This window comes from Liquorilactobacillus oeni DSM 19972 (genome assembly GCF_001436275.1).
GTDB classification, from domain to species: domain Bacteria; phylum Bacillota; class Bacilli; order Lactobacillales; family Lactobacillaceae; genus Liquorilactobacillus; species Liquorilactobacillus oeni.
In genome coordinates this window covers 624,286-644,520 of the sequence record NZ_AZEH01000039.1, presented here as the reverse complement: position 1 = coordinate 644,520, position 20,235 = coordinate 624,286, and the positions used below count along the sequence as shown (strand labels likewise).

Below are 20,235 nucleotides of genomic sequence, written 5' to 3'. Positions count from 1 at the left end.
AATCACTCAGTATGCTGAAGTAATTGTCGATGTTCCTACTATGCAGACCAATAGGCCATATACGTACAAGGTCAAAAAAGAGTTTGAGAATGAAATTGATAGCGGAATGCGGGTGGTGGTGCCCTTTGGTCGGGGGAGCCGCCTTGTGCAGGGTTTTGTTATGCGAGTGTTTACTCAAAACAGTTTTGAAGGCAGTTTAAAAGAAATTACTGCACTTATTGACTTTGAACCTGTATTAAATACAGAGTCACTAGAGCTTGCGAAGTGGATGGCACGCAACACCTTTTCTTTTGCAATCAGTTGTTTGCAGACAATGCTTCCAGGGGCGCTGCGAGCCAAGTATCAAAAAGAATTGGTTTTAATTGATGGCCGTGAACTTAGTAAAGAAGTATCGGCTTTTTTTAACACGCGGAAAAGCCAGTTTTTGGATGAACAAAAAGTATCAGCGGATTTGCTGACAAAATTATTGGATGCACGTAAAAAAGGGAAAGTTAAGTTAAACTACTTGGTTAATGACAGGCTTTTACCCAAAAAGGTGATTTTTGTAAAGAGTATTTTAAGTAAAGAGCAATTAGAAGCAGCAAAAAAGAACTTACGGGCAAATGCAGCCAACTTGAAAAAAATGCTTGATTATCTAATCCGACATTCCCAAGAAGTACAACAGACAATACTGGAAAAAAAATTGAAAATTACTGCACAAACCTTACACAGTGCGGAAAAAAGAGGCTGGATTAAAAGATTTGAGAAGGTTGCCCGGCGCAATCCTGTTGAAAATATGGAAATCGTTAAAACGCATCCAAGGGAACTGACTGTTGCGCAAAAAGAAGCAGTTACAGCAATTAATGCTGACATTGATAATGAAAACGCAATTACTTTTTTGCTTGAAGGAGTAACTGGTAGCGGTAAAACTGAAGTGTATCTACAGGCTATCGCACATGTGCTTGCAAAAAAGAAAACAGCTTTAATGCTGGTACCTGAAATTTCGTTAACGCCGCAGATGGTAAAAAGAGTAATCGGCCGTTTTGGTACGCAGGTAGCTCTTTTTCACAGCGGGTTATCTGCTGGGGAGCGCTTTGACGAGTGGCGCAGAATTAAGGAAGGCAAGGCAAGTGTAGTCGTTGGTGCAAGGTCTGCCGTGTTTACACCATTGGAAAACATTGGAGTCATTATTATGGATGAAGAACATGAAAGCAGCTATAAGCAGGAAAAAATGCCGCGTTACCATGCACGTGATGTTGCAAAATGGCGGGCTGATTATCATAATTGTCCTGTAATCCTGGGGAGCGCTACTCCTTCCTTAGAATCACGCGCGCGTGCACAAAAAGGTGTTTACCGCTGGCTTAAACTGCCTCAACGTATTAATAACAGACCGCTGCCGGCGGTTTCTTTGATAGATATGAGGCAGGAAGCTAAGAAGACACGTTTTCCTGATTTTTCACAATCTTTGTTGGACGCAATCACCGTAAGATTGGAAAAAAAAGAACAGACTATCTTAATGCTTAACCGCCGTGGCTATTCTTCTTTTATGATGTGCCGCGATTGCGGTTACGTTTTGAATTGTCCTAATTGTGATATTTCACTAACCCTGCACCTTGATACACATTCTATGAAATGCCATTACTGCGGGCATGAAGAGAAAATTCCTTATATTTGTCCTGCTTGTGGCAGCAAGCAGATCAGATATTACGGAACCGGTACGCAAAAAGTTGAAAAAGAACTAAGACAGCTTTTTCCACAAGCGCGGATTTTGAGAATGGATGTTGATACGACTAGGAGAAAGGGAGCACATGAGAGTATCCTGAGGCGCTTTGGGGAAAGAAAAGCCGACATTTTATTAGGAACACAGATGATTGCAAAAGGACTCGATTATCCTGAAGTAACTTTGGTAGGTGTACTCAATGCAGATACTGCGTTGGGCATGGCCGACTTTCGTGCAAGTGAGCGTACCTTTCAATTGCTTACTCAAGTAAGCGGACGTGCTGGACGTGCACAAAAAGAAGGAAAAGTAATTATTCAAACCTATAATCCAAACCATTATGCTCTATTATTGGCACAAAAGCAGGATTATGAGGAGTTCTTTAACCAAGAAATGAATATTCGTCATCGTGGAGGCTATCCGCCGTATTTCTTTACTATTCAGGTGACGGCAAGTGCCCTTGACGAGGGTAATGCTGCAAAAAAAATTTTTGAGACCTATACGGAGTTAAAAAAGGTTTTGGGTCGTAATTCTTTCATTTTGGGACCAACTCCTAAAGCAATTATGCGTATTAATAATCGCTATTATTACCAGCTGATTATCAAGTATAAAAAAGAGCCTAAGTTAAATGCGTGTTTGCATGCATTGTTACAGAAAAGCCAGCGCGATGAAAGAGCTGGTGTGATGATTACTATTGATAAAGAACCTTTGAATTTCATATAAATAAAAAGGAATGATAAATTAAATGACCTCTGTTGTTTTTATGGGAACACCTCAATTTGCAGCAACTATTTTAGAAGGAATTTTAGAAGCCGATTATAACGTTAAGGCAGTTGTTACACAACCGGATCGTTTTACAGGACGTAAGCGTGTTTTAACACATCCTCCGGTTAAGCAAGTCGCACTTGCACATCATATCCAGGTTTTACAGCCGCAAAAAATAAGTGGCAGCAAGGAAATGAAAGAAGTAATTGCATTGCAGCCTGATTTGATTATCACGGCGGCTTTCGGTCAATTTTTGCCGAATGCATTGATTGCTGCTGCTAAGGTTGGTGCCATTAACGTGCATGGTTCCCTTTTGCCTAAATATCGTGGAGGTGCACCTGTACAGTATGCTATTATGAATGGTGATCAAAGAACTGGTGTTACATTAATTTATATGATCAAAAAAATGGATGCTGGAGCTATGCTCGCCCAAGCAGAGTTGCCGATTACAGCAACGGATGATACTGGTTCGATTTTTGAGAAGATGAGTATCCTCGGACGCCAGGTATTGCTTGAAACTTTGCCAAAACTATTAAATGGTGAAGTCAAAGCACAGCCGCAAGATGAAGAAAAAGTTACTTTTGCTCCAGTGATTAGTGCAGAACAGGAAAAACTCAGCTTAACGAAAACAGCACAACAGTTGGACTGGAAAATAAGGGCACTTAGGCCAAAGCCGGGCGCATATTTTAAAAAAGTGGTTGGTAAGAGAACTAAACTTTGGAAAATCAAACCGCTTGCTGAAACAACATCTTTAGCACCAGGGTTTGTTGTTGCTGTTGACAAACAAAACTTAAAGGTTTCAGCTGCAAAGGGAACGGTTTACCAAATAGAACAACTGCAGCCCGCTGGCAAACCAAAGATGGAAATTACTGCTTATCTGAATGGTCAAGGGCAGGGTATAAAAGCAGGTCAAAGGATAATCGAGGATGAATAATAAAGAAAAAGAACCAACAGCTCGTTTTTTAGCCGTCGATATTTTAACTCGAATAGAAAGCAATAATTCCTATTCGAACCTTTTATTGAATCAAACGATGCATAAACAGCATCTATCACGCGTTGATGGCAACTTATTGACGAAAATGGTCTATGGTGTTTTACAACATCGGTTGACACTCGAATATTGGTTGGAACCCTTTATTAAGCCAAAGAAAATAGAAACTTGGGTAAAACAGCTGCTGCTGATATCCCTATATCAATTACAATATCTAGATAAAATACCCAGACATGCTGTGTTGAATGAGGCAATTGAAATTGCTAAAAAAAGGGGACATGATGGAATTCGCAAATTTGTAACGGGTGTTTTACACGCTGTAATCCGACAAGGTTTGCGTAATCTGCAAGATATCAAGCAGCCATTAAAGCGTTTGAGTATAACCTATAGTGTCCCTGAGTGGATTATTGAAAGCTTGCAGCGGCAGGTTGGGGAAGAAAAAACTATAAAGATTTTGGCATCGCTAATGAAGGTTCCACATCAGGCGGTGCGTGTCAATACTTCACATATACCCGTTGCTGATGCTATTGCGCAACTTCAACAAGAAGGATTTGAAATTAAAAAAAGTCCGATTTTTCCTGCTAGTTTAATACTTAATAATGGGCATGCGCTTAATAGCACTCTTTTTAGAGAAGGAAAAATAATGCTGCAAGATGAAAGTGCGGCTTTAGTTGTTGATTCGATGCAGCCGTTTGAAGATAAAATAATTTTAGATGCCTGTGCAGCCCCTGGTGGTAAAACGATGCAGATTGCTGATAGTTTAAAGTCAGGGAAAGTGATCGCGTTGGATATTCACCAGCACAAGGTGAAATTGATTAGAGAAAATGCCCGCAAGTGTGGCTTTAGTGCTCAAGTGACTGCTCAAACAATGGATGCCCGTAACGCTTCAGAACACTTTGCACCGGACAGTTTTGAACAAGTGTTAGTAGATGCGCCTTGTTCAGGAATAGGTTTGATGAGACGTAAACCAGAAATACGCTATGAAAAAACATCCGCTGATTCAAACAACCTGCAGCGAATCCAGCTTGGAATTTTAGAAGCAGTTTCTGTCCTTGTTGCTCCGAAAGGCAAACTGACTTACAGTACCTGTACAATCTTAAATACTGAAAATGAAAAAGTAATTAATATGTTTTTAAAAAAGCATCCAGAATTCGAACAACTTAAAACGACAACCAGTTATCATCTTAAAGATGATAAAAAGCTGGGATTAACTATCTATCCTGATGAATATGATTCAGATGGCTTTTTCATTGCAACTTTGTGTAAAAAAAACGTTGGGGATGAAGCAGATGATTTTTGCGTATAAGAGTGATATTGGAAGAATTCGCAAAAGAAATGAAGATTATGTCGGTGTTTTTAAAAATAAAAACGGAATCGAATTTGCTGTGGTTGCCGATGGCCTAGGCGGTCATAAGGGGGGCGATGTAGCCTCAGAAATGGCTGTTTCTCACCTTGGATTCAGGTTTGAAGAGACGAGTTTTGCAACTTTAAAAAAAGGGGCAAACTGGCTGGTTGAAGAAGTAGAACGTGAAAATGAGTTAATTTTAAAAAGAGCACAGCAGTACGAAGACCTGAATGGTATGGGGACAACTCTGGTCTGTGCGCTTTTCTTCGGCACAGAATTTCTTCTGGCAAACCTCGGTGATAGTCGTGGCTATCTTTTGCGCGAAAATGAATTAATTCAGGTTACGGAAGACCATTCATTAGTTAATGAATTACTTAAAAGCGGACAAATTAGTTCAGAAGAAGCTAAACATCATCCTCAAAAAAATATTGTTACGCGCACTCTGGGTATTTCTAAAAGTGCAACTTTAGATGAAAAAATCGTCAAAATGAAAACTTCTGATATGCTCTTGTTATGTACAGATGGATTAACCAATATGCTTTCTGATGAAGAAATCGAAAAAACTTTGCAAGATGATGCAACACTTTCTAATAAGTGCCACTCCCTGATAAAAAAGGCAAATGAAGCTGGTGGGAATGACAACATTACGCTTTTGCTTGCGCGGGCAGCAAAAAACGATGAGGTGGAACCGCAATGAAATCAGGTTATGTATTAAGCGGTCGTTATAAAATTGAAAAAAGCCTAGGCGAAGGCGGAATGGCTAATGTCTATCTTGCATTTGATCTGATTTTAAAAAGGGATGTCGCAGTTAAATTAATGCGTCTTGATTTAAGAGATGATCCTGCAGCAATTCGAAGATTTAAGCGTGAAGCCATTTCGCTTACTGAGTTAGTTCATCCAAATATTGTCAGTATATATGACTTAGGTGAAGAAAACGGTATGCAGTATTTGATAATGGAGTACGTAGAAGGGATGGATCTGAAGGAATACATCAGTAAAAGTTTCCCTTTTCGTTATACAAGAGTAATTGCTATTATGGAGCAAATTCTTTCTGCGGTTGCAGAAGCTCACGCACATGATATCATTCACCGTGATCTCAAACCGCAAAACATTCTGATCGATAAAAATGGTCAGGCTAAAATTACTGACTTTGGAATTGCCTTGGCAACGTCGGAGTATTCTCTAACACAGACAAATACACTGTTGGGGTCGGTCCATTATCTTTCACCTGAACAAGCAAGGGGAAGTTTGGTTACAAAACAGTCCGATATTTATTCTTTAGGCATTATCTTGTTTGAAATGCTGACCGGCCAAGTTCCGTATCAGGGAGAAACTGCAGTTTCAATAGCACTTAAGCATTTTCAAAACGAAATGCCCTCTGTTCGTTCATTTGACAAAAATATCCCTCAGGCACTTGAAAACGTAGTTCTAAAAGCAACTGCAAAAAACTTGAAGGAACGTTACCAAACTGTCCTTGATATGGCAAATGATCTGCAAACTAGTCTTTCTGAAACACGTTTAAATGAGCCCAAGTGGCATCACATAGAAGTAATGGATGATGAAACCAAGGTCCTAGAGCCTCTTTCATCCGGTATAGAAAAAAGTGAAGAAGATAAAATAAAAAAAACGCTGCAAAAGAAGCCAAAAAAATGGAGCCGCAAAAAAAAATGGCTGTTTTTTGGCGGAATTGGTTTTGCTCTAATGCTGTTTTTGTTTACAACTTTGGCGTTTGCTCTAGCCCCGCATAATGTCAAAGTTCCTAATTTAAGAGGGATGACAAAAGCAGAGGCAGAAGGAGTTTTATCTGATCGTAATCTTAAGGTTGGAGCAGTTACATACCAAAATAGTGATAAGTATTATCAGGGACAAGTTATTGCAGCTATTCCTCAAGAAGATACAAGTGTTCGTGAAAATTCAAAAGTAGCAATTGTGCTGTCTAAAGGACCTGAAAAATTTAACTTTGGTGATTACTCCGGTCAGTCTTATGCAACTGTTAAGAAAAAACTTGAAGCTAAGGGAGTAACTGTGCTCAAACAGGCTGAATATTCTAATAGTGTTGCAAAGGGTGAAATTTTAGCGCAAACACTTTCCAAGAATAAAAAGGTAGTTTGGGATCAAACTACGGTTACATTTACGGTTAGTTCAGGAGCGGGCCAAACTTACCTGCGCGATCTTACTGGCTATACTGAAAAAAGTGTTCGCGATTACGCAACTGAATTAGGATTGGTTGTTCAGGTCAAAAAAAAAGCTTCCAGCGACTATGAAAATGGCTTGGTAATTAATCAAGATCCGGCAGCTGGTTCTCCGGTACAAAGTGGCGATTTACTGCAGGTGACAATTGCAAAAAATGATGGGGAAAGTTCTTCATCTTCTGCGAGCAATGCAAGTTCTTCAAGCCAAAATCAAGAAAATGATTTTACAGTAGGAGTTACAGTTCCTTTTGATGGTGCTTCAAATTCATCAACCCAAAATGCATCAAATAAAATAGAAGTTTATTTACAAGACAAGAATCATAGCTACAATGATGTTTTCCAGAGTATGACAATCCAACGTAATACGGAACTTTCTTTACCTTTTACCTTAGACGGTTCAGCAGCTGGAAAGTATAAGATAGTCCGTGATGGGAAGGTTATTGAAGAAAAAGATGATGTTAAAGCTGCTGATAATCATTAAACTTGTTCTTCTTAGAAAGGAACGGTGCTGAAAATGACAGTTGGTCAAATCCATCAGTCTTTGAGCGGATATTATGATGTGAAAACTCAATCAAAAGTTTACCGTACCAGAGCACGCGGTAATTTTCGCAAGAAAAATCAGACTCCACTGGTAGGAGACTGGGTTGAGTTTAAGGTTTCTGATCAAACTGAAGGCTATATTTTGAAGATTATGAAACGCAAGAATCGCCTTGTACGGCCTCCAGTTGCTAACGTGGATTTTGCAATCATTGTTACTGCGGCAAAAGAACCTGATTTCTCAACTAATCTTCTGGATCGTCAGTTAGTAATGCTCGAAAAAAATTTAATTAGACCAATATTGTACTTTTCAAAGATTGATCTTTTAAATTCTGCGGAATTATCAAAATTAAAGATTATAGCAGCTGCTTATAAACCTTATTATAATTGTATACTTTCACTTGATCCTAAGCCGGAAGAGTTTTTAGGGACAGTTGAAAATCAGTTAGGAGTGGTAATGGGGCAAACAGGAGCTGGTAAGTCAACTTTGCTGAATAGACTAAAACCTGGTTTGGATTTAAAAACCGGTGAAATTTCTAAAGCGCTTAGCCGCGGGAAACATACCACTCGAAAAACGTCTCTTTTTTCTCTTCTAAATAATTTAATTGCTGACACTCCTGGATTTTCTTCTTTTGAACTAGCTGATATTACTAAAGAGAAGCTGGGTTCATTTTTCCCTGAATTTCGTGATCGCAGTATGGAGTGCAGATTTAGAAGCTGCCTTCATCTTAATGAACCTGGGTGCGCTGTTAAAGAAGCAGTTGAAAAAAGCTTGATTTTAAAGAGCCGCTATCTCAACTACATGCAGTTTCAAAAAGAAATCAGCGCCCAAAAACCAAAATATCGTAAATGAGGTGTTATAGATGAAAATTGCTCCATCAATTTTAAGTGCAGATTTTGCGAATCTGCAACATGAAGTAGCACAGGTAGAACAAGCAGGAGCACAGTATCTTCATCTGGACGTAATGGATGGACATTTTGTGCCGAACCTTTCTTTTGGGGTTCCGATTATTAAGGCACTTAGACCGCATAGTAAGATGATATTCGACTGTCATTTAATGGTCAGTCATCCAGAAGATTATATAACACAGCTTGCTTCTGCAGGAGCAGATATTATTGGGGTCCATTATGAAGCAACTGCCCATATTTATCGGCTGCTTCAATTGATTCATAAAGTTGGCTGCAAAGCAGAAGTTGTTTTGAACCCAGGGACTCCCTTAGGTGTTTTACAGGAACTTTATTCTGAACTGGATGCTGTTTTAATAATGACAGTCAACCCTGGCTTTGGGGGACAGAAATTTATTCCAGAAATTTTAGATAAGATTGAAAGACTGGCACATTTAAAAAAGGAACGCGGACTTTTATTCGAAATTGAAGTTGATGGCGGAATTGATGATCAGACCATCGCTTTGTGTCACGAAAAGGGAGCGACAGTTGCAGTTGCTGGTTCTTTTATTTTTGGGGGTACGTCACCTAAAGCACAGGTTGAAGTGCTGCGTAAAGTGGCAGGTGATTAATATGATTATTAATGTCTTAGTTGGTGGGCCGGTTAGTGAATGGCCCGATGATCTTTTCACAGGTAAAGAAAAGGAAATTTGGGTTGGTGCAGACCGAGGAGCTTTACGCTTGATCAAAAGAGGATTAACTCCTGCTGTTTCGATTGGAGATTTTGATTCTTCTTCTTCGACTGAAAGAAAGCAGATTTTTAAGGCAAGTCGTAAAGTTATCACTGCAAAAGCCGAAAAAGATGATACTGATACTGAATTAGCGCTTAAGGTTATTTTTGAGGAGTTTGAAGTTGAAAGAATTAACCTCTATGGAGCAACTGGAGGGAGGATTGACCATCTCCTAGCAAATCTCTTCTTTGTGCTGCGTCAGCCATTTTATGCTTATCTTGAACAAATCTTTATTTACGATCGTTTTAATTCAATTCGTTTTTTTAAGCCGGGGAAGCATCAGCTTGTTAAAGAGACAGATAAAAAATATTTAGCATTTGTTCCCCTAACTGCAGTAAAAAAATTAAGCTTGTTTGATGAAAAGTATAGATTATCCGAGGTTGATTTCAACTATCCAATTTCACTTGCAAGCAATGAATTTACCGGCAGTGAAGGAAACTTCAGTTTTGAAAGCGGAGTAGTTTGTGTTATTCAAAGTAAAGACTAGTCGCAGTGTTTGAATGAATGGAAAGACGGGTAATTTTAAAAAAGTACAAAAAAAGACTCGTAAAACGAGTCCTTAATAACTATACACGAGTTACCTTACCGGATTTTAAAGTACGAGCCGATACCCAAACTCTTTTTGGCTTACCGTCAACCAGAATTCTAACCTTCTGCAGGTTAGGTTTCCATGAACGACTTGTTTGGTTTAAAGCGTGTGAACGTTTCTTACCGAAAGTTGTTTTGCGGCCTGTAATAAAGTCTTTTGCCATCGTTATTCCTCCTTTGCTGCTAAAACTAAGAATACTGCTACTGATAACTCACTTGACTAAGTTATCATAATTCAGTTTTGAATGCAAGATTTTTCTGTAAAGTAAATTAACTTGGCAACCCTAATATCTGGTTCAGAAAACACATTAACTTCCTTCTTCGTTGAAATAGGGTTTGCGCTGGGGTATAGTGGTTTAGTGTGATTTATGATAAAATACCGTTAATGATTGTGCTAAATTAAGGAGGCTGTATTTTATGGCTGTAAAGATCAAAACGCAGTTCGGAAACATCGACATCAATAATGATGTGATTGCAACAGTTGTGGGCGGAGCAGCAACTGAAATTTTCGGGATCGTGGGAATGGCCAGCAAAAGTCAGATCCGGGATAATCTTAATGACATTCTGAAACGTGATAACTATTCTAGAGGAGTAGTAGTACGTCAAGAGGGATCCGGTGTTGCAGTTGACGTCTATATTATTGTAGGATACGGGACTAAAATTTCCGAAGTCTGCCGCAATGTTCAAGACAAAGTCAAGTATAATTTAGAAACCATGTTGGGTATAGCTGCTAGCTCTGTAAATATCTTTGTACAAGGCGTACGCGTCATTGAAGAGTAATAGAGCAGTTGTTGATAACCAAGGAGGATAAGTAAAGTTGAAAGTGACGAAGATAACTGAAGCGCAATTTAGAAAAATGGTTGCGCTCAGTTCTAAAAGGTTGAGTAAAAATGCTGAATTTATTAATTCACTGAATGTTTTCCCCGTTCCGGATGGTGATACCGGGACCAATATGAATCTTTCTTTTGCCAGTGGTGCAAAGTATGTAGCTGAGTCAACTGCAAACAGCGTCGGGTCACTAGCAATTGCTTTGGCTAAGGGACTTTTAATGGGAGCACGCGGAAATTCCGGTGTTATTTTGTCACAGATTTTTCGGGGTTTTTATAAGAGTACTGAAAAAAAAGATGTGCTGACAGCCGCTGATTTAGCGGCTGCCCTTTCTGCAGGGGTGGAATCTGCATATAAGGCTGTGATGAAGCCAACAGAAGGAACAATTTTGACTGTTGCACGTGAAGCGGCAAAGGCGGCAAACAAAAGAGCTGAAGAAACAGATGATGCCGTTTTGGTGATGAAGTCAGCCTATGAAGCAGCTAAATCAGCCTTGGCTAAGACACCTGAATTACTACCTGTTTTAAAAGAAGTCGGTGTTGTTGACTCTGGGGGGCAGGGATTGACTTTTGTATATCAAGGTTTTTATGATGTTCTTTCAGGCAATAAAAGCGAAGATGGCGATTCACACCAGCCAAGCGTTGAAGAGATGGATGAGATGGTTAATGCACAGCATCATAAGAGTGTGCAAAGCCAGTTGAATACGGAAGACATTCGCTATGGTTATTGTACTGAGATTATGGTTCGTTTAGGAGCAGGGCGTTTAGTGGATCAGAAATTCGATTACGATGAATTTAGAGCTTATCTCAACGGAATTGGCGATTCTCTTCTTGTAATTGCAGATGATGAAGTTGTTAAGGTGCATGTGCATACCGAGCATCCTGGTAAAGTTCTTTCTTATGGACAGCATTTTGGTTCACTTATCAAAGTTAAAGTCGATAATATGCGTCTTCAACATGAAACAATTTTGGAACACGATAAAGAAGAAAATGTTCAAGAGCAGTCAACGGCTGCTTCAGTCAATGGCTATGGAATTATTGCAATTGCCTCTGGTAAGGGATTAAATAAACTTTTCCGCAGTTTAGGCGCTACATATGTTTTAAATGGCGGTCAGACAATGAATCCTAGCACCCAGGATATTGTAGATGCGGTTGAAAAAACCCATGCAAAAAAAGTAATTATTTTACCTAATAATAAAAATATTTTACTTGCAGCACAACAGGCCTCTAAGATTGTATCTGGAGTGAAAGTTGCAGTTATTCCAAGTAAGACAATTGCCCAAGGCATGTCAGCTTTGGTTTCATTTAACCAAGATGCAAATCTTTCTGATAATGAAGAAGAAATGGCAGCGGATCTAGACACAGTAAAATCCGGTCAAGTAACTGTTGCAGTACGTGATTCTAACATTGATGGTAAGAAGATTGAAAAAGATCATTATATGGGTATCGTGGATGGGAAAATTGTAGTTACAGATCCTGTATGCAAACAAGCGGCCATTTTAATGGTAAAAGAAATGTTGGATGTTGACAGTGAAATAGTAACTGTTATCTATGGAACAGAAGGCTCTGCAAGCGAAGCGCAAGAAATCAAAAAAGCTGCCCTGGAATTTGATGAGGATCTAGAAGTTGAAATTCATGAAGGAGATCAGCCAGTGTATCCTTATTTAATATCAGTTGAATAAGTTTTTATTTTTATTCCTAGGTCTGATTGATTCATAGAAATCGATCAGGCTTTTATTATCCTTTTTCCAAAGAACGCGAGGTGTTTGTATTGAAAAGTCTGAATGATTCAATCAGTGTTTTGCCCGGTGTTGGTCCTAAAAAAATGGTTGCATTAAATAAGCTCAATATCAATACAATTGCAGACCTTTTAGGTGCTTATCCTTTCAGATACGAAGATTTTGCCACCCGCAAGCTTAGTGAAGTCAGTGATCAGCAAAAAGTTGCTCTAAAAGGAACGGTTGCATCGGAACCTGTAATCAGCCGTTTTGGCAGAAAAAAGAATAGATTAAATTTTCGTCTTTTGATTGAACATGATGTTATTATGGTAACCTTTTTTAATCAAGCATATCTCGCAAAACAGGTTGAAACAGGTAAAAGCCTTGCAGTATATGGGAAATGGGATGCTAAAAGGCAAAGCCTGACTGGAATAAAAATTCTCGCAGCAGCGGCAGATGATGAACTCGGTGGAGTATATCGTTCTTCAAAAGAGATTAAGCAAAGTCAGGTAAAAAAATTAGTTGCTGAAGCTTTTAAGGAATATCAAGAACTTATTGTTGACTTAATACCAGAAAAACTTCGTCATAAATACAGGTTAATGTCGCGTAAAGAAATGATACGCAACATCCATTTTCCAGACAATCAAAAAATTGCTAAACTGGCACGCAGGACCGGAGTCTTTGAGGAATTCTTTCTTTTTCAGGTTAAGATGCAATATTTAAAAAGGCATAGTCGAATTAAAAATGGGATTCAAATTAAGTATGATCTGCAAAAGTTAAGATCTTTTATTGCTGGTCTGCCTTTTACGTTAACTCCTGCTCAAAAAAGGGTTGTTAATGAAATCTGTTATGACTTGCATCACAAATATCATATGAATCGTCTTTTGCAAGGCGACGTGGGATCTGGGAAAACTATAGTTGCCGCGATTGCCTTGTATGCGGCTGTTACGGCCGGCTTTCAAGCTGCTTTAATGGTTCCAACTGAGATATTAGCACAGCAGCATGCGGAAAAATTTGTGCAATTATTTAAAGGACTCGATGTCAATCTGGTATTATTGACAAGTGCAACCGCCAGCAAGGCCAAGCAGCGAAGAGAGCTTCTTAAAAATCTGGAAAACGGGCAAATTGATATTGTGATCGGAACGCATGCTTTGATTCAAGATGACGTTAATTTTGCTAAAATAGGAATTGTAGTGACTGATGAACAACATCGTTTCGGAGTTTCACAGCGGCAAGTGTTACGCCAAAAGGGAAAGTCTCCAGATGTACTGATGATGACAGCTACTCCGATACCGCGTACACTTGCGTTAACAGCATATGGAGAGATGGAAGTTTCAACTATTGATGAACTTCCTAAAGGCAGAAAGATAATTAAAACATTTTGGCTTAAAAACAGCCAGTTGGCACAGGCTTATTCTTTTATTCAAAAACAACTGAAAGAACATGCACAAGCATACATTGTTAGTCCTTTAATTGCAGAATCTGAAATGATGGATCTTAAAAATGCTGAGGAAGTTTATGCTAAGACAAAAAAATTGTTTGAACCGCAATATCATGTTGGTCTTCTTCATGGTAAAATGAGCAGTGATGAAAAACGTCAGATTATGGCAGCATTCAAAGACCATCAAATTGACGTACTTGTTTCTACGACTGTGATTGAGGTTGGAGTGGATGTAACTAACGCAACTGTAATGATGATTTTGGATGCAGAACGTTTTGGATTAGCACAGCTGCATCAACTGCGCGGACGTGTTGGGAGAGGTGAGCGGCAGTCTTATTGCCTGCTTTTGGCTGATCCTAAAAACGAATATGGAGTAGCACGTATGAAAGTGATGGTTCAGACAAACGATGGATTCATGATTGCTCAAAAAGACCTTGAACTGCGGGGTCAAGGGGACATTTTAGGAAGCAAACAAGCTGGAATGCCAGAATTTAAACTGGGTGACCCGGTTGCTGATTTAAATGTTTTGCAAGTTGCGCAAAAAGAGGCAGCTCAAGTTGTTAACAATCCTGCTTTTGACGATTCGCAAAACAAAGATCCGCTTTTTAAGTATGTAAAACACAGTCTGAGTACTGGAATGAGTTTTGATTAAAACTGGGAGATGACAGTCAGAATGAAAATAGCAGTTGATGCAATGGGTGGCGATAATGCACCGCAAACGGTTGTTGAAGGGGTAGAACGTGCTCGAGATGAGTATAGTGATCTGGAATTTATTTTATTTGGAAAAAAAAGTGAAATTAAAAGCTACTTGAAAAGTGAAGTACACATTAAGATTGTGCATACCGATGAAGTAATATCGATGAATGATGAACCTGTGAAGGCTATAAGAACTAAAAAAAATTCTTCTATGGTACTAGCAGCAAAGGCTGTTAAGGATAAAGAAGCCGATGCTTTCTTTTCTTGTGGGAATACAGGCGCACTTTTAGCGGCCGGGTTATTAATTGTCGGTCGAATTAAGGGAATTTCGCGTCCAGGTCTTCTTTCAACCTTGCCTGTACTTAGTGGAGATGGTAGTGGTGCTTTTAATCTTCTCGACAGTGGTGCAAATGCAGAAAATAAGCCGGAACATCTTCACCAGTATGCAATTTTAGGCAAATATTATGCTCAAAGAGTTAGAGGGATTAAAAACCCACGTATCGGTCTTTTAAATAATGGAACTGAGCCCCATAAGGGAAGTAAGGTAACGCAGGAAGCATATCAGCTTCTTAATACAGATGACACCTTGAACTTTGTCGGCAATGTTGAAGCAAATGCTATTTTAAAAGGAGCTGCCGATGTAGTTGTTGCTGATGGTTTTACGGGTAATGCGGTCCTTAAAGCAATTGAAGGAGCAGCTTCTGCTATGATCCATTTATTAAAAAATATGATCATGGATAGTGGATTAACAGGAAAGCTAGGTGCAATGCTGCTTAAGTCAAGTTTGAGCGGTCTTAAAGATAAGATGGACCAATCCCGCTACGGCGGAGCAGTGCTTTTAGGAGTAAAAGCTCCAGTTGTTAAAGCACATGGAGCAAGTGATGATGCAGCAGTTTACTATACGCTTAGACAGATTCATAAGATGCTAGTTGAAAAAATGACACCTGATTTGGTTAGTTATTTTAGCCATAAAGGATAATAGCTATTTAAAAAAGTTGGAGGAAAACAATGACTGAAAAAGAGATCTTTAATAAAATTGCTAAAATTATTCATGAACGTTTTGAACTTGAATTAGACAAAATTACTCCGCAATTGAATTTCACTAATGATATTGATGCTGATTCTATTGATATCGTAGAGTTTGTACTGGAACTTGAAGATACTTTTGGAGCTGAGATTCCTGACGAAGAAGCTGAAAAACTGGCAACAGTGGATGATGTTGTCAAGTATATTGCGGCCCATCAGCCAGAATAAAGGTTAAGAAAGATCATATTAAAGGGAGTGTGGCATGAAAAATCGTCACGCTCCTTAACTTTATACAGATACAAGATTCATAACCTATTTTTCCAGCGGGTTTTAAAGATGGTCAGAGTAAAAAATTACAATAAAGCAAGAAGACTTTGTCCCAATGAGAGTGAAAAGGTATAATAAAGCTATGACATTAAAAAAGGAGAAGACCGGCGTGATTATTGGTTTGACTGAAAAAATAAAGAATGATTTTGGGATTAATTTTGAACATCCTGCACTACTTGATGAAGCATTTACGCATGCCTCTTACGTTAATGAGCATCCGCGAAAAAAGTTAAAGTATTATGAAAGAATAGAGTTTTTGGGCGATGCAGTAATGCAATTATGTGTTTCAGAGTATCTCTATAAGAGGTACCCTTCCATGCCTGAAGGGAAACTTTCACGGCTTAGAGCTGCCATGGTTTGTGAAGATAGTTTCAGTAAGTTTGCAAAAGAGTGCAACTTTGATGAATATATCAGGTTAGGCAAGGGAGAAGAAAAGGCAAATGCAAGAAAAAGGCCTTCGCTATTATGCGATATTTTTGAGGCTTTTGTTGGCGCTCTTTATCAGGATCAAGGCAAACAAGGTGTGGACAAGTTTATTAGCCAAGTTGTTTTTCCAAAGTTAGATATGGGATGGTTCGATCATTTGCTAGACCACAAGACTGAATTGCAGGAACTGCTGCAAAAAAATGGTGAAGTTGAGATCTGTTATAACGAAGTGACGGATGAAGGGCCGGAACATGACAAAGAATATACTATGACTGTAAGTGCAAACGACCAGATACTTGGCACTGGAAGCGGTCATTCAAAAAAAGCGGCAGAGCAAAATGCAGCTAATGCAGCCTTAAAAAAGCTTGCTGCAAAACAAGCGTGAATTTCAACAGTATGTAAAAAGGGGCAGTATTCTCAATGAAACTAAAGTCACTTGTCATTAATGGTTTTAAGTCTTTTGCAGATAAAACACAGATAGATTTTCAAGCAGGAATGACAGCTGTAGTTGGTCCTAACGGTAGCGGTAAAAGTAACATAATTGAAGCTATCCGCTGGGTACTGGGAGAGCAGTCGGCTAAAAGCCTGCGCAGTGGTAAAATGCCCGATGTAATCTTTGCAGGTTCAAGTGAACGCAAGGCGTTGAACCGTGCCGCAGTTGAGATTACTTTTTCAAATTTAGATCGTTATCTGCCTATCAATGAAGATGAAGTAGTGATTACACGCCGTATTTATCGTAATGGTGACAGTGAATTTTTGCTGAATGGTAAGAATGTACGTTTAAAAGATATTACTGATTTAATGTTGGATACTGGATTAGGAAAAGAATCATTTTCAATAATTTCTCAAGGAAGGGTTGAATCAATTTTCAACAGCAAAGCAGAAGATAGACGGACTATTCTTGAAGAAGTTGCCGGGGTTTTAAAATACAAAAAAGAAAAACAAAAGGCACAACAAGAGCTTTCACAAACGGCGCAGCATCTTAATCGTGTTGCTGATATTGTTAGTGAATTATCAAAACAACGTGAACCTTTGAAAGAACAAAGCAGTTTAGCAAGAGATTATATGGTGCAAAAAAAAGAGCTTGATCATTATAATTTAGCCCGACTAGTTCTTGAGATTATTCGTGATGAAAAAAAAGAAAAGGTATGTCGTGCTGATCTCGCAAAGTTTAACAAGTTGATAGAAAAAAAACGGATGGCGCTTGACGAAAATAAGCAACAAAGTGCTTACTTGCAACAACAGCAGCATGATTTAAATGAGCATCTTGATGAATTGCAGGAACAATCAAGTGAATTAGCAGGTCAGCATGAAAGGCTGAGTGGACAAAAAGAACTATCGCAAAAAGAAAGCGAGTTCCAAAAATTAAGGCAGCAGGAATTAGAAACAAAGTGCAGGGAAAATCGTGCTAAAATACAGCAGATTTCAGTACAAAGAGAACAGCTACTAAAAAAAATTAAAGATCTTTCTCTTGAAAGCACCGATTGGCAGAAAAAAATTGAACAGTTGGAACATCTTCGGCAACTTGATGAAGCTTCTCTTGAAGAAAGACTAGAAGAATTGCGTAATCAAATTATTGCAAATATGCAAAAATTAACAACATTGAATAATCAAGCTTCTTATCATGAAAAAGAAAAAAAACGTCAAGAGGCAGTAAAAAATTCTTTCGCCAAGAAAATAGGAGAGATAAAAGAATCAATAGCTGAATTACAAAGTGAAAAAACTGTTTTGAAAGAAAAATTAGTGGTTCAAGTTCAAAAAACTAAACAGCTTGAAAAGAAAAGTAAAGAAGCAAAACAAAAAATTGTACAAAAAGATGAACAATTTGCAAAGCAGAAGCAGCGCTGGTATAAGGGACTTGAGATCTTACAGCGTGCCCAGGTACAGTATGATAGTCTGAAAAACATTTCAGAGAATTACTCTGGATACTTTCGTGGTGTAAAGGAAATTCTGCAGTCACGTTCTAAACTCGAAGGAATAATTGGGGCAGTAACAGAACTGCTTGAGGTCCCGCCAAAGCTTGCTTTAGCAGTAGAAATGTCTCTAGGCGGCCAGCTGCAAAATGTTGTTGTTGCAAATGAAGCAGCTGCCAAAGAAGCAATCAACTTTTTAACTGGCAATCATTTGGGAAGAGTGACTTTCTTACCGCGGACTTCTGTAAGGCAACGCAGGTTGAATGCTTATCAGCAAAGAATAGTAAAAGAAACTGATGGAGTATTAGGTGTCGGCAATGAACTGGTCAGCTGCGAGAAAGAAGATCAAGCGGTTTTAAATTATCTGCTAGGCGCAACGGTTTTTGTTACGGATTTAGAAGTAGCAATCAAGCTGGCTTCTAAGATAGAGCACACTGTCCGGATTGTTACTCTGGACGGTGATGTTATTAATCCTGGCGGGTCAATTACAGGTGGGTCAACCAAACAGCATGGAACTGGTTTGCTTGAGCAAAAGCAGAAATTACAACAGCTAAAAATTGATATTGTAAAAATGAAAGATAAAATGCAGCAGTTTGAAATTGCAGGAACATCTTCACAAAAAGAAATAGAAAAAGATAAAAATGATTTCATATGTCAAGAAGACTTATATAAGCAAAATCAACAAAAAGTACAAGAAATAAAGAACAGCTTGGTACTGTTGGAAAATAAATTGAAGTATCAGCTTCAACAAGCTGACTTACAGCATTTTGAGTTTGAAAACACAAAAAAAGCAGCTGGTGTTTCTGAAAAAAATAATAGCCAATTGGCTGATGAACGGGAAAAAATTACTGCTAAGCTGGATAACTTGCATCAAAAGTATGCACAGCAAAAAGAAGAATTGGCAAATTTAACTCAAATTCAGCAAAAAAATTTACAACAGCTAAATCAGTTGAAACAGCAAACAGCAGTGGATAATGAACGTGTAATTGCGTTTAAAACAAGACAAGAAGAACTTAAAAAACAAGAAGAACAGTATCAAAGAGAGATAAAAAAGGCACAAGCTGACCTGCAACTGTTTATGCAAAGGCAAGAATTCGGCTTTCAAAAGAAAAGTACATTGGTTCAACGGTTGGTTGAACTTGAAGATAAGAAGAAAAAATTAATTCAAAAAATCAATGAAGGTAAAGAAAAAAGAGATGATTTGCATAATCAGCTGGCAGCAGCACAAAAGAAGACTTTGCGCCTGAATGAATTGCAAGAAATCACCTTTAATCAACAAAAGGGACAAAGTGTCACTCTAAGTAGACTTGACGCAAATCTTGACCGCAACTTACAGGAATTAGCACAAGAATATCAAATTTCATTTGAGAGTGCAAAAGAGCAGATAAAGGAAACAAACCTTGATGAAGTTTTGCATCGAATAAAATTGTTAAAACTTGGAATAGGTGATTTGGGGAATGTTAATTTAGGTGCGATAGAAGAATACGAGCAGGTTAATTCGCGCTATCAATTTCTTGAAACGCAGCAAACAGACCTGATTGAAGCAAAGAAACAGTTGCAAAACAGTATGCTTGAAATGGACAATGAAGTTAAAGTGCGCTTTAAGAAAACTTTTAAAGAAGTTGCGTTTGCATTTAGTACGCTCTTTCCAAAGATTTTTGGTGGGGGTCGGGCTGCTTTGAAGCTGACGAGACCGGATGATCTTTTAACGAGCGGCATTGACATAATGGCTCAACCGCCTGGCAAAAAGTTACAGCAGCTATCATTACTTTCTGGCGGTGAAAAAGCTTTGACTGCAATTGCTTTGTTATTTGCAATTTTAAAAGTTAAACCTGTCCCCTTTGTAATCTTAGATGAAGCTGAGGCTGCTTTGGACGATGCAAATGTTGAACGCTATGCTAGCTATTTGCAAAACTTTCATGATCAAACTCAGTTCATTACAATAACACACCGTAAAGGAACAATGAAACACGCAGATATTCTTTATGGAATAACCATGCAAGAATCTGGGATATCACGAATGGTTTCAGTTTCTTTAGCAAATGCAAAATAGTATTAAAGATAACTTGAT

The 20,235-nt window shown here is 38.5% G+C and carries 16 protein-coding genes; 15 read left to right on the top strand and 1 reads right to left on the bottom strand.

From position 1 onward, the window contains the following. The first annotated feature begins 1 nt into the window (after position 1). From priA to FD46_RS08110, 8 genes are read left to right on the top strand one after another with little or no spacing between them, the layout of a single operon-like run. Positions 2 to 2,419 carry a primosomal protein N' gene (priA, locus tag FD46_RS08145; RefSeq protein WP_083479416.1) on the top strand — a complete coding sequence of 806 codons (2,418 nt, stop codon included), beginning with the start codon at positions 2 to 4 and terminating at the stop codon, positions 2,417 to 2,419. A 22-nt stretch (positions 2,420 to 2,441) separates the two neighbouring features. Then, a complete protein-coding gene (fmt, locus tag FD46_RS08140) occupies positions 2,442 to 3,395 on the top strand; it encodes a methionyl-tRNA formyltransferase (protein WP_057896655.1) in 954 nt (317 codons plus the stop codon). Then, positions 3,388 to 4,758 carry a 16S rRNA (cytosine(967)-C(5))-methyltransferase RsmB gene (gene rsmB / locus FD46_RS08135; protein ID WP_057896654.1) on the top strand — a complete coding sequence of 457 codons (1,371 nt, stop codon included), beginning with the start codon at positions 3,388 to 3,390 and terminating at the stop codon, positions 4,756 to 4,758. The genes fmt and rsmB overlap by 8 nt, the downstream gene beginning before the upstream one ends. Then, positions 4,742 to 5,494, top strand: a complete 753-nt coding sequence (locus FD46_RS08130; protein WP_057896653.1) for a Stp1/IreP family PP2C-type Ser/Thr phosphatase — start codon at positions 4,742 to 4,744, stop codon at positions 5,492 to 5,494. The genes rsmB and FD46_RS08130 overlap by 17 nt, the downstream gene beginning before the upstream one ends. Then, positions 5,491 to 7,470, top strand: coding sequence for a Stk1 family PASTA domain-containing Ser/Thr kinase (pknB, locus tag FD46_RS08125; protein ID WP_057896652.1), 1,980 nt, complete (start codon positions 5,491 to 5,493; stop codon positions 7,468 to 7,470). Before FD46_RS08130 ends, pknB begins: the two co-directional genes overlap by 4 nt. Positions 7,471 to 7,503: 33 nt before the next feature. Beyond that, positions 7,504 to 8,379: a ribosome small subunit-dependent GTPase A gene (gene rsgA, locus FD46_RS08120; RefSeq protein ID WP_057896651.1), complete on the top strand. Its 876-nt coding sequence runs from the start codon at positions 7,504 to 7,506 to the stop codon at positions 8,377 to 8,379. Positions 8,380 to 8,389: 10 nt separating this feature from the next. Next, positions 8,390 to 9,043, top strand: a complete 654-nt coding sequence (rpe, locus tag FD46_RS08115; RefSeq protein ID WP_057896650.1) for a ribulose-phosphate 3-epimerase — start codon at positions 8,390 to 8,392, stop codon at positions 9,041 to 9,043. A 1-nt stretch (position 9,044) separates the two neighbouring features. Next, entirely contained in the window at positions 9,045 to 9,689 is a 645-nt protein-coding gene (locus FD46_RS08110) for a thiamine diphosphokinase (protein ID WP_057896649.1), read from the top strand. A gap of 79 nt (positions 9,690 to 9,768) precedes the next feature. Here the strand turns inward: FD46_RS08110 and rpmB are convergent, their stop codons facing one another. Beyond that, a complete protein-coding gene (rpmB, locus tag FD46_RS08105) occupies positions 9,769 to 9,954 on the bottom strand; it encodes a 50S ribosomal protein L28 (protein ID WP_057896648.1) in 186 nt (61 codons plus the stop codon). Between the two features lie 253 nt (positions 9,955 to 10,207). Between rpmB and FD46_RS08100 the strand changes: the two genes are divergently transcribed. The 7 genes from FD46_RS08100 (at position 10,208) to smc (ending at position 20,217) form a co-directional block, all read left to right on the top strand. Beyond that, the gene (locus tag FD46_RS08100) at positions 10,208 to 10,570 is read left to right on the top strand and encodes an Asp23/Gls24 family envelope stress response protein (RefSeq protein ID WP_057896647.1); all 363 of its coding nucleotides are present in this window, start codon (positions 10,208 to 10,210) and stop codon (positions 10,568 to 10,570) included. Between the two features lie 37 nt (positions 10,571 to 10,607). Beyond that, on the top strand, positions 10,608 to 12,299 hold the full coding sequence (locus tag FD46_RS08095) for a DAK2 domain-containing protein (RefSeq protein ID WP_057896646.1): 1,692 nt from the start codon (positions 10,608 to 10,610) through the stop codon (positions 12,297 to 12,299). An 89-nt stretch (positions 12,300 to 12,388) separates the two neighbouring features. Beyond that, a complete protein-coding gene (gene recG / locus FD46_RS08090) occupies positions 12,389 to 14,428 on the top strand; it encodes an ATP-dependent DNA helicase RecG (protein ID WP_083479400.1) in 2,040 nt (679 codons plus the stop codon). Between the two features lie 21 nt (positions 14,429 to 14,449). Further along, entirely contained in the window at positions 14,450 to 15,451 is a 1,002-nt protein-coding gene (plsX, locus tag FD46_RS08085; RefSeq protein WP_057896645.1) for a phosphate acyltransferase PlsX, read from the top strand. A gap of 29 nt (positions 15,452 to 15,480) precedes the next feature. Further along, positions 15,481 to 15,726, top strand: coding sequence for an acyl carrier protein (acpP, locus tag FD46_RS08080; RefSeq protein ID WP_057896644.1), 246 nt, complete (start codon positions 15,481 to 15,483; stop codon positions 15,724 to 15,726). Between the two features lie 208 nt (positions 15,727 to 15,934). Then, positions 15,935 to 16,636, top strand: coding sequence for a ribonuclease III (gene rnc / locus FD46_RS08075; RefSeq protein ID WP_057896643.1), 702 nt, complete (start codon positions 15,935 to 15,937; stop codon positions 16,634 to 16,636). A 35-nt stretch (positions 16,637 to 16,671) separates the two neighbouring features. Then, positions 16,672 to 20,217 carry a chromosome segregation protein SMC gene (smc, locus tag FD46_RS08070; protein WP_057896642.1) on the top strand — a complete coding sequence of 1,182 codons (3,546 nt, stop codon included), beginning with the start codon at positions 16,672 to 16,674 and terminating at the stop codon, positions 20,215 to 20,217. The last annotated feature ends 18 nt before the right edge of the window (positions 20,218 to 20,235 follow it).